Raw genomic sequence first — 11,215 nt, forward strand, 5'->3', positions numbered from 1 at the left:
GCGTTGCCCGCCGCGTAGTCGGCCTGGCCCGCGTTGCCGAGGGCGCCGGTCATCGACGAGTAGCAGAGGAACAGTTCGAGGGGCTGGTCCCGGGTCGCCTCGTCCAGGTGCACGAGGCCCGCGACCTTGGGCGCCAGGACGCCGTCGAACTCCTCCGGCGTCTTGTTCACGGCGAAGTTGTCGCGCACCGCGCCCGCGGCGTGCACGACGCCGGTCAACGGCCCGTGGGTGCGGGTGATGTGCGCGACGAGCCGCTCGACGGCCGCGCGGTCGGTGACGTCCGTGCGCTGGTGGTCCACGGTCAGTCCGGCGGCCCGCAGGTCCTCGACGGCTCGCCGCTGTGCGTCGCTGAGCGCCGAGCGTCCGGTGAGGACGACGGTGGCGCCCGGGGTGGCCGCGGCGATGTCCCCGGCCGTGTGCAGGCCGAGGGCTCCGGTGCCGCCCGTGATCAGGTAGACGCCTCGCGCGCGCCACGGCGCGGTGGGCTCCGCGGGCCGCGCGGCGAGTTCCGTCAGCCGCCCGACCTGGCGGCGGCCCGCGCGGTACCGCACCTCGGGGGCGGTCTCGGGGGCCGTCTCCGCGCGCAGTCGCCCGGCGACGACGGCCGGTGCCGCGCCGTCGAGGCAGTCGACGAGTTGGGTACGCAGCTTCGGGTTCTCCAGGGACACGGTCTTCAGCAGCCCGCTCAGGCCGCCGAACACGGTCCGGCCCGCCGGTTCCCGGCCGCCGTCCCCGTTGCCGTCGCCGCTGTCGCCGCTGTCGTCGCTGTCGTCGCCGACGAGCACGACCTGGAGCAGCGCACCGCCGCGCACCCCACCGCCCAGCAGGGCGCGCGCCCGTGCGAACACGGCCCGCGCCGCCGCCGCGTACGCCTCGGCCAAGGGGGCGTCGTCCGCCACCCGCACGGCTTCCAGGTGCACCGCACCCGGCAGCGCGGCCGTCAGGGCCGCCGTCAGCTCGGACTCCTCGTCCCGTGCGAGGCGGCCCACGACGACGACGTGGCGCTCCGCCACCGGCACGGGCGCCGCGTCGGCGGCCTGTTCCGTGCGCTGTCCCGTGCCGGGTATCTCCTCGTGCTCCCACACGGGATACGTCAGGAGCACGTGCTCGGACTCGAAGGGCCGCGCGACCGGATCGGCGGAACCGACGGGCGCGGCGGAGGCACGAGGCGCGGCGGTCGGGACGGCCCCGCCGCCCGTCTCCAGGTCGAGCCAGTGCCGCTCTCGCGCGAAGGGGTAACCGGGCAGACTCAGCCGCCGCGGACGGGCCCCGCCGTCCACCGCGTACAGCCCCTCCCAGTCCACGGCCTCGCCCCGGACCCACCGGCCCGCGCACTCCTCGGGCGCGAGGAGTGCGCCCGCGCCCGTGGCCCGGGCGGGGCCGTGGTCCTGCTGGACGCGACCGCGCACCCAGTCACCGGGCGCGCCGGGGTCGGCCAGGAACGCGTCGAGGGTGCGACGCAGCGACGCCAGGGAGTCTGCGGTGAACGCCAGCCGCTCCTCCAGCGCGACCCGCCCGGTCTGCAGCGTCCAGGCGAGGGAAGCGAGATCACCGTCGGCCAGCTCGTCCGCACGGGAGCGCAACCGCCTTACGACCTCGACCAGTTGGGGCTCGGTCGCGGCCGACAGGGGCACGGTGACGGTACGCGGCCGAGGGGCGGAGGCGGCCTCGTCCTGCGACGGGTACGCGGCCAGGACCACATGGGCGTTGGCGCCGCCCGCGCCGAAGCTGGAGACGCCCGCGACGCGCTGCCCGTGCCACGGCTGCACGCTCCGCTGCACGGTGAAGGGCGTCCCGTCGAAGTCCAGGTTCGGGTTGATCTCCTCCGCGTGCAGGCTGGGCACCAGCTCGCCGTGGCGCATCTGGAGGAGCACCTTGGTGACTCCGGCGATCCCCGCGGCGCTCTCGCAGTGGCCGATGTTGGACTTCACGGAGCCGATGGCGCAGGTCGCCGCGGGCGTCCCGTGCGCACCGGCCGTGCGGCCGAACGCCTTGACCAGACCGGCCAGTTCGATGGGGTCGCCCAGCGAAGTGCCGGTGCCGTGCGCCTCCAGGTAGCTCACCTCGTGCGGCGCGACTCCGGCGCGGCCGAGGGCGCGGGCGATGACGTCGCCCTGGGCGGCCGGGTTCGGCACGGAGAAGCCGTGGGTCCTGCCGCCGTGGTTGAGCGCGGTGCCCTTGACGACCGCGTGGATCCGGTCTCCGTCGGCCAGGGCCCGCTCAAGCGGCTTGAGCAGGACCGCGCCCACGCCCTCACCGGGCACGTAGCCGTCGCCGCCCGCGCCGAAGCTGCGGCAACGGCCGTCGCTGGACGTGAAGTTGCCCTGGCTCAGCATCACGTACTTGTTCGGGTGGACGCTCACGTTGACGCCGCCCGCGACCGCCGCCTCGCATTGGCCGCTCCTGATGGCCTCGCAGGCCAGATGGATCGCCGTGAGCGAGGACGAGCACATCGTGTCCACGGCCATGCTCGGGCCGTGGAAGTCGTAGAAGTACGAGACCCGGTTGGCGATGGACGACGGGCTGCCCGACAGCGCGACGCGGTGGCCCCGCGCCTGCGCCTGGGCACCGTGCAGCTGGTACTCCTCGTACATCACGCCGACGAACACGCCGACCTTGCCCGTGCCGACCAGGCCCCCGGTGGCGCCGGGCTCGGCGGACTGCCGGGCCAGGGACTCGCCGGTGTACCCGGCGTCCTCCAGGGTGTGGTGGACGCACTCCAGGAACAGCCGCTCCTGCGGGTCGAGGAACTCCGCCTCGCGCGGCGACACCCGGAAGAACAGCGGGTCGAAGCGGTCGACGCCGTCGAGGAACCCGCCCCACCGCGAGGTGCCCTCGTGGTCACGGGGGTCCCAGCGGTCCGCAGGGACCTCGGTGACGCAGTCCCGGCCGGAGCGCAGGTTGTCCCAGAACTCGTCCAGGTTCGCCGCCTGCGGGTAGCGCCCGCTGACGCCGACGATCGCGATGTCGTCGGTGCGGGGTGCGGCGGAGGGGACGGAGGGAGCGGAGACGGATGCGGAGCCGACCGTGCTGTTGGCGTCCGACCGCGCCGGAGCGGCCTGCGCGCGATCACCCGCACCGGTGTCCCCGGCCTGGGCGCCGAGCGCGGCCCGCAGCCGCTCGGGGTACTCGACCGCGAAGTGCTCGCTCAGCGCCCGGACCGTACGGACCTCGAAGAACAGCGTCTTCGACAGGGCGCCGAAGGTGTCCTCCAGGTGCCGGGTGAGCTCCATCGCCATCATGGAGTCCATGCCGTAGAACTCCAACGGCGTGTCCGCGTCGAGGCGTTCGGGGGCGACTTCGAGCGCGGCGGCGAGCTGGCCGCGAAGGTAGGGCAGGGCGCGCTCGGCGAGGGGCGCCTCGTCGGTGGGCTCGGCGGGCAGCACCCGGGCGAGCAGGCCGGTCAGCTCCGCGCACACCCGTCCCCCCTCGTCGAGGAGGGTCACGTCGAGCTTGGCGGAGGTGTCGCCGGGACGGCTGCCGTCCTGGTAGCGGATCCAGGCGTACGCGGTCGCCGGGGTGGCGGCCAGGACGTCCAGCTCCTGCAGGGCGAAGGGCAGCGCGGGCCGGGCGGGCGGCTCGCCGGGGCCGGAGCGTGCGCCGAGGCCGAGCCCGATGGTCGCCTGCAGGGCGCCGTCGAGGATGCTCGGGTGCAGGCCGTAGACGCCGATCTCCTCCGCCGCCTCGGGCAGGCGCAGTTCGGCCAGCGCCTGGGGGCGTCCGGCGGTGTCGGTGCCGACGCTCAGCGTCGCGAGAGAGCGCTGCGCCGGGCCGTACTCCATGCCCACGCGGTCGTACAGGTCGTAGATCTCGGCGGCGCCGAAGCCGGCCGTGGCGCAGGCGGCCCGCAGGTCCGCCAGCGGGAGCGCGGGGCGCTCGGCGGGTGCCTCGGCCACGCTCGCGCGGCCCTGACTGGACAGCAGCGGTTCACCGTCGGGTCCGACGGTGTGCAGCGTGTACGCGTACGTGTCCGGCGTGGCCGTCGGCTTCAGGTCGAGCCGCGTCTCCAGGCGCTCGGCGGCGCAGGTGGCGGGCCGCAGCCACACCACGTCGCCGAGCCGGACCCGGCTGTCCGCCCCGGCGGTGCGGGCGACGGCGGCACGCGCCATTTCGAGGTGCGCGGCGCCCGGCAGGACGCGGTGGCCGCGTACCTGATGGTCGTTCAGGAAGGGTTCGCGGCCGTCGAAGACGGTGCGGTACGCCGTCGGCCCGCCGTCGCCCGCGACCTCGGGTGCGGCGTGGTGCAGCATCGGGTGCGGCGCGGACGGCTCGGGCACGGGCGGCGCAGGCGTGGCGGCCGTCTTGGGGGTGGTGTCGCGTCCGGCCCAGTAGCTCTCGTCGGCGAACGGGTACGTCGGCAGGGCGATCCGCGCGGGCCGGGGGCCCGCCGCGTACAGCGCCCGCCAGTCGACGGGGTGGCCCGCGACCCAGTCGGCGAGCACCTGGTCGTACGCCCCGGCGGCAAGACCGCGCCCGGACTCGGCGAGCCGCCCGGCGTCCGGCGCGGCGGCGGCCGTGGAACGGCGGGACACGGTCCCCCGGTGCCAGCCCTCGTGGGCGTCCGGGTCCGCCACGAACGACTCAAGGACGCGCTCCAGTTCGGCGAGCGAGTCGGCCCGGGTCGCGATGCGCTCCTCCATGGCGTCGCGGCCCACCTGGAGCGTGAACGCGAGGTCGGCGAGGCGCTGCGGGCCGACGCGCCCGGCCTGCAGGTGGTCGCGCAACTCGCTCGCCCGCGCGAGGAGTTGTGCGCTGGTACGCGCGGACAGCGTGATCAGCGCCGGGACCGGTGCGGGCGCCTGGGCCGTCCCGCGCCGCGTGCCCGTGTGCGCGTCGGCGTGCGACCCCATGGCCGTGTGCTCCTCGTGCTCGTCGTGCCGCTCGTACGTGCCGGTGTCCGTGTCGGTGGAGTCGTCGGCGTACTCCTCGATGACGACGTGCGCGTTCACGCCGCCGAATCCGAAGGAGCTGACGCCCGCCCGGCGCGGGATCTCCCGGCCCGCGGCGTCGCGCGGACGCTGCCACGGGCGGCGCTCGCGGACGACCTCGAAGGGGCTGTCCGCGAAGTCCAGATAGGGGTTGAGGTCGGCGCAGTGCAGGCTCTCGACCAGGGTGGCGTGCCGCATCTGGAGCAGCACCTTGATGACTCCGGCGACGCCCGCGGCGAGTTCGAGGTGCCCGATGTTGCTCTTGACCGAGCCGAGGCCGCAGCGGGCCGGGGTGTCGAGGCGGTCCGGCGTCCCCGCGGTCTCGGCGTACAGCTCGCCGAACGCGCTCTTCAGGCCGTTGAGTTCGACGGGGTCGCCGAGTTCGGTGCCGGTGCCGTGCGCCTCCACGTAGGTGACGGTGCGCGGGTCGACGCCCGCGTCGCGGTAGGCGTCCTTGAGGAGGTCCGCCTGGGCGCGCGGGTTGGGCGCGGTGAGCGAGTGGGCGCGGCCGCCGTGGTTGACGGCGGTGCCGCGGATGACGCCGAGGACGCGGTCGCCGTCGCGGCGGGCCGCGCGCAGCGGCTTGAGGAGGAGGACGCCGACGCCCTCACCGCGTACGTAGCCGTCGGCACGTGCGGAGAACGTCTTGCAGCGGCCGTCCTCGCACAGCATGCCCGCGCGGCTGTAGCCGATGTGCAGGTCGGGGCTCACGATCGTGTTGACGCCGCCGACGAGCGCGAGGGAGCTGCGGCCGGAGCGCAGCAGCTCGACGCCCCGGTGCAGGGCGACAAGCGAGCTCGAACAGGCCGTCTCTATGGGCTCGCTGGGGCCGTGCAGGTCGAGCAGGTAGCTGACGCGGTTGGGTCCGACGGAGCCGGAGACGCCGGTCGCCGCGTATCCGTCCTCGCCCTCCGGCTCCCGCTGGACGAGGGTGCCGTAGCCGCTGGGCGCGGTGCCGATCAGGACGGCGGTGTCGCTCCCGGCGAGGCCCGACGGCGCGTACCCGGCGTCCTCCAGTGTCTGCCAGGCGTGGGTGAGCAGCAGGCGCTGCTGCGGGTCCATGGTGCGCGCCTCGCGGGGCGAGATGCCGAAGAACAGCGGGTCGAAGCGGTCGACGCCGTCGAGGAACCCGCCCCACCGCACCGGCTTCCTGCCGCGCGACCCGCTCGCGTCCGCCGCCAGGGCACGCCAGTCCCAGCGGTCCTCGGGTATCTCCGTGATGCAGTCCCTGCCCTCGTACAGGTTGTCCCAGAAGGCGGACAGGTCGGGGGCCTGCGGGAAGCTGCCGCTCATGCCGATGACTGCGATGGGTTCGGTGCCGGAGGTGCTGGTGGAGTCGGGGGTGCCGGTGGAGTCGGGGGTGCTGGTGGAGTCGGGGGTGCCGGTGGAGTCGGGGGTGCTGAGGGGGCCGGGCTCCTCGGAAGGGACTTCGGCGGTGGGGACAATGCGGGACGCAGGGGCCGACAGCTCCGGTACGGCCGTCTCCGCCAGGTGCGCCACCACGCTGTCCACGGTCCGGTGCTCGAAGAACACGGTCGGCGCCAGGCGCACCCCGAACCGGTCGCCGAGGCGCTCGGCGAGCCCGGTGAGGCTGATCGAGTCGAAGCCGTACTCCCCGAACTCCCCGTCCCCGTCGATCTCTTCGGCCGGAACCTTCAACTGCTCGGACACGGTGGCGACGACCGCGTGCCGGATCGCGTCGAGCCGGTCCGGATCGGCGACGGCGGCCACCGGGGATGCGGAAGCCGGGGCGGCGACAGGGGCGGGCGCGGCAGGCGCCGGGGCCTGCTCGGCTATGTGGGCGGCGAGCCCGGAGACGGTGGTGTGCTCGAAGAACACGGTGGGCGCGAGGTGCAGACCATGGGTGTCGTTCAGGTGCCGCGCCAGCTCGGTCAGGCTGATCGAGTCGAAGCCGTAGTCCCCGAACTCCCCGTCCCCGTCGATCTCTTCGGCCGGAACCTTCAGCTGGTCCGACACGGCGGCGACCAGGGCGTGTTCCCAGGTGCGCCGGGTGTGGCCCGCGTCGGCCGGGTGGGGCTCGCCGACCGGAGCGTCGACGGGTGTCCGCCGCACCGGCGGGAGCGCCCGCGGGTCCGTGGTGAGCCGCGCGGACAGCCGCGTGCGCAGCAGCGCCGGGTCGCCGCAGAGCAGGAGCGTGTGGCTCCGCCCGCCCGCGACCGCGGCGGACAGGGCGCGCAGGCCGTCCTCGGTGGCCAGCGGCGTGACGCCGATCCGGCGCAGCCCGGCAAGGGCCGCCTCGTCGACGCGCATGCCGCCGTCGGCCCACAGCGGCCAGCCGATCGACAGGGCGCGGCCGGAGCGCAGGCCGCGCGCGGCCAGGTCGGCGCGGTGGTCGACGTAGGCGTCGAGGAACGCGTTGGCGGCGGCGTAGTCGCCCTGTCCCGGGCTGCCGAGGGCGGCGGCCGTGGAGGAGAAGACGATCAGGTGGTCCAGCGGCTGGTGGGCGGTGGCCTCGTCGAGGTTCACCAGGCCGGTGGCCTTGGGGGCGAGGACGGCGCGCAGGTCCGCGTCCGTCTTGGTGGCGAGGTAGCCGTCGTGGAGGACTCCGGCGCAGTGCACGACGCCGCGCAGCGCGCCGTGCCGGGAGACGACGTCCTGGACGAGCGCGTCCACGGCCCGGCGGTCGGTGACGTCCGTCTGCCGGTACTCGACGGTGACGCCCGGGGCCGCGAGGGCTGCCACGCGCTGCCGTGCCGTGTCGGCGGCGGAGCGGCCGACGAGGACGACGGTGCCGGTGCGCAGGGTGCGGCACAGCTCCCCGGCGACGAGCGGGCCGAGCCCGCCGCTGCCGCCCGTGATCAGGTACACGCCGCCGTCGCGCCACGGCGCGGCAGTGGCCCCGGGCGCCGGGTGCGCCGCCGTCTCGGTGAGCCGCCTGGCGTACCGCTGTCCGCCTTGCTGCCGGATGTGGTGCTCGGCGGGGGTACGGGCGCCCGCCTCGACGGCGTCGGTGAGCGCGGCGGCGGACCGGGCGTCGGCGGCGTCGAACGGGTCGTGGTGCTCAAGGAGTTGGGTACGCAGCCACGGGTGCTCCAGGGTCGCCGTGCGCAGCAGTCCGGACACCCCGGTGAGGACCTGGGCGGCCGGTGCGGCGTGCGCCAGGACCACGATCTGGACGAGGCTCCCGCCCGGCCTCCCGCCACCGGCGATGCGGGTGCGCAGCTCCCCCAGCACGTCCTGCGTCAGGCGCGTGTACGCGGCGTCCAGCGGGCCCATCGCGTCGACGTCGAACGTCCGCACCGCCGTGGTGCGGGGCAGCCGGGCGCGCAGCGCGTCCCCGGCCCCGGCGTCCGCTCCGCCGCCGACCAGCCACACGACCCGGTCGGCGGGCTCGGCGGCGGGCTCGGCGGGCGTCGTCAGGGGCGTCCAGCACGGCTCCAGGGACAGCACCGCGCCGGGGTCGGAGACGGGTCCGTCAGACTTCTCAACAGGCCGCGCGACAGTGGCATGTGACGGTCCGTCACTCATAAGCCAGTAGGAGTCCCTCGCGAACGGGTACGTCGGCAGAGTGACGCGGGCCGGTCGCCGGTCGGGGGCGTAGAGCTGCGCGAACGCGACGGCCGCGCCCTGGGCGTACCCCTCGGCGAGGGCCCGCAGCCGCGCCGCGTCGGTCACCTCGTGGCCCGTCCGCGTGTCCTGCCGTGCCGGGCGTTCGGGCTTGCGGTCGCCCGCGTACGCGTCCGGCGCGCTGCCGGTCTCCAGCCAGGTGCGCAGCCGTCGCGCGGTCTCGGCGGTGCTGTCCGCGACGAGCGCGAGGCGGTGCCGGAAGTGCTTGCGGCCCCGGCCGAGGGTGTGGCTGACGTCGCGCAGGCCGAGGTCGGGGTGCGCTTCGAGGTGCGCGGCGAGCTGCTCCGCCCGGTCCCGGAGCTGACCGGCGGTGCGGGCGGACAGCACGACGAGCCGGGTGCCGTCGCGCTCCCCCGTGTCGGCGGTCGACGCGGGGGCCTGGCCCAGCACGATGTGGGCGTTCGTGCCGCTGTACCCGAAGGAGCTGACGGCGGCCAGGCGCGGCCGGTCGCCACCGCGCCAGTCGCGCGCCCGGGTGTTGACGTAGAAGGGCGTGCCGTCCAGGTCGATGTGCTGGTTGAGGCGTTCGTACTGCGCGGTCGGCGGCAGTGTCCCGTGCTCCAGGGCCAGGACGGCCTTCAGGGCACCGGCCGCTCCGGCGGCGCACGCGCTGTGGCCGATGTTGCTCTTCACCGAGCCGATGGCGCAGTGGCCGCGTCGGTCGGTGCGCGCGGTGAAGCTGTCGACGAGGCCGTCGATCTCGACGGGGTCGCCGAGGGCCGTGCCGGTGCCGTGCGCCTCGACCAGCTCGATGTCACCGGGGTCGATGCCGAACTTGTCGTACACGTGCTTCTGCAGCCGAGCCTGCGCCTCGGCGCTGGGCGCGGTGATGCCGTTGGACTTCCCGTCCTGGTTCACGCCCCAGCCCTTGATGACGGCGTGGACGCGGTCTCCGTCCGCCCGGGCGTCGGCGAGCCGCTTCAGGAGCAGGACGCCGACGCCTTCGGCCGGTACGAATCCGTTGGCACGCTCGTCGAAGGCGTAGCAGCGCCCGTCCGGCGACAGGGCTCCCAGCTGACTCATCGCCACGTGGACGCCGGGTCCGGGGATGACCCAGACGCCGCCCGCGAGCGCGGTGTCGCTGTCGCCGAGGCAGAGGCTGTCGCAGGCCTGCGCGAGGGCGACGAGGGACGACGAGCAGGAGGTGTCGATGGAGAGGCAGGGACCCTTGAGGTTCAGGGTGTAGGAGATGCGGCTGGCGAGGATGGCGCTGCTGGTGCCGAGGTTCTGGTGCGCGCTCAGCCCGGTCGCGCCGACCGTGCCGCCGTACCCGTTCACGGAGCAGCCGATGAAGACGCCGCACCGCGTGCCGGAGAGGTCGTCGGGGTCGTACCCGGCCTCCTCGACGCACCGCCAGCTCTCCTGCAGCAGGACGCGCTGCTGCGGGTCCATGTGCTCGGCCTCGCCGGGCGAGATGGAGAAGAACAGCGGGTCGAAGCGGTCGGCGTCCTCCAGGACGCCCATCCACTTGCTGGTGGACTTTCCGGGTACGCCGGGCCGCTCGTCGTAGTACGTCCGCACGGGCCAGCGGGAGGGCGGCACCTCGGACACGCAGTCCCGGCCGTCCAGGATGTTCCGCCAGAACGCGTCCAGGTTCGGGGCCTTGGGGAACGCGCCGGACATGCCGATGACGGCGATGTCGACGAGGCCGGGCGTGCGGGCGGGGGTGCCGGGCGGGGTGGGCTGTGGGGTCTCCTCGGCGGCGGGCTCGGGCTCGGGCTCGGCGGCGGGCTCGGCCGCGACGGTGGGCCGGGGCTCCGGCTCCGCCTCGGCGGCGGGCACGGGCTGCGGTGCGGTCCCCGTGTCCGGGGCCACCGTGCCGTGCTCCGCCGCCAGGTACCGCGCCAGGTCGCTGATCGTCGGGTGGCCGTACACCGTCGTCGCGGACAGCGAGAGCCCCAGTCGGGTGTTCAGATTGCGGGTCCAGGTGACGCCGGAGATCGAGTCGAGGCCGAGCTCCACGAACGGGGCGTCGTCGTCGAGTTCGGACGCGTCGAGCTCCAGCTCCTTGGCGAGGCCGGCGCGCAGCCAGGCGGCGAGGGCGTCCTCCGCTCCGGGGGCGGGCTCCGGCGCGGGGTGCGCCTCGGCGGTGGGCTCGGGCACGGTCCCGGCGGCAGGCTCCGCCACGGCCGCCGCCGGTGCCGTCCCGCCCAGCAGCTCCGCGAGACGCCCCGCGAGTTCGTCGACCGTGGGATGGCTGTAGACCTGGGTGGCGGACAGCGACAGCTGGAAGTGCGTGTTCAGCTTCCGGGTCCAGGTGACCCCGGTGATCGAGTCGAGGCCGAGCTCCACGAACGGCGCGTCGTCGTCGATGTCCGCCGCCACCAGCTCCAGCTCCGCCGCGAGGCTCTCGCGGAGGTACGCGGCGATGTCCGGGTGCCCCGGCGCCGACGCGTCGCGGGCGGCCGAGGACCCAGAGGGTGTGGCACTCATCTGTTCTCCCATGGCGCCCTCGAACAGGGCGGACAACGAACGGAACGTGGGGTGACCGCAGACCTGGGCCACCGTGAGGGAAAGCCCGAGGGTTCGGTTGACCTGGTGCAGCCACTGGGCGCAGCTGAACGAATCGAGACCCAGCTCGACGAGGGACGCGTCGTCACGGCTCGGAGCCACGTCGGTTCCAAGGACGCCGGCCAGGGTGTCGCGCAGGAACCGATGCAGGTCGCTTTTCGCGTGGATCTTAGTACGGGAACCAGCCA

Annotated in this window: 1 protein-coding gene (running past one end of the window); it reads right to left on the reverse strand. The window is 74.8% G+C overall.

Going from position 1 to position 11,215, the window contains the following annotated elements; translation table 11 throughout:
- Positions 1-11,129 carry the 5' portion of an SDR family NAD(P)-dependent oxidoreductase gene (locus ACZ6AA_RS09435; protein ID WP_471457178.1) on the reverse strand. The gene continues 3,148 nt to the left of window position 1, outside the view, so only the first 11,129 of its 14,277 coding nucleotides appear in the window; the start codon lies at positions 11,127-11,129; its stop codon lies off the left edge, out of view.
- Positions 11,130-11,215: the final 86 nt, after the last annotated feature.

The organism is Streptomyces sp. NPDC040610 (assembly GCF_055594065.1).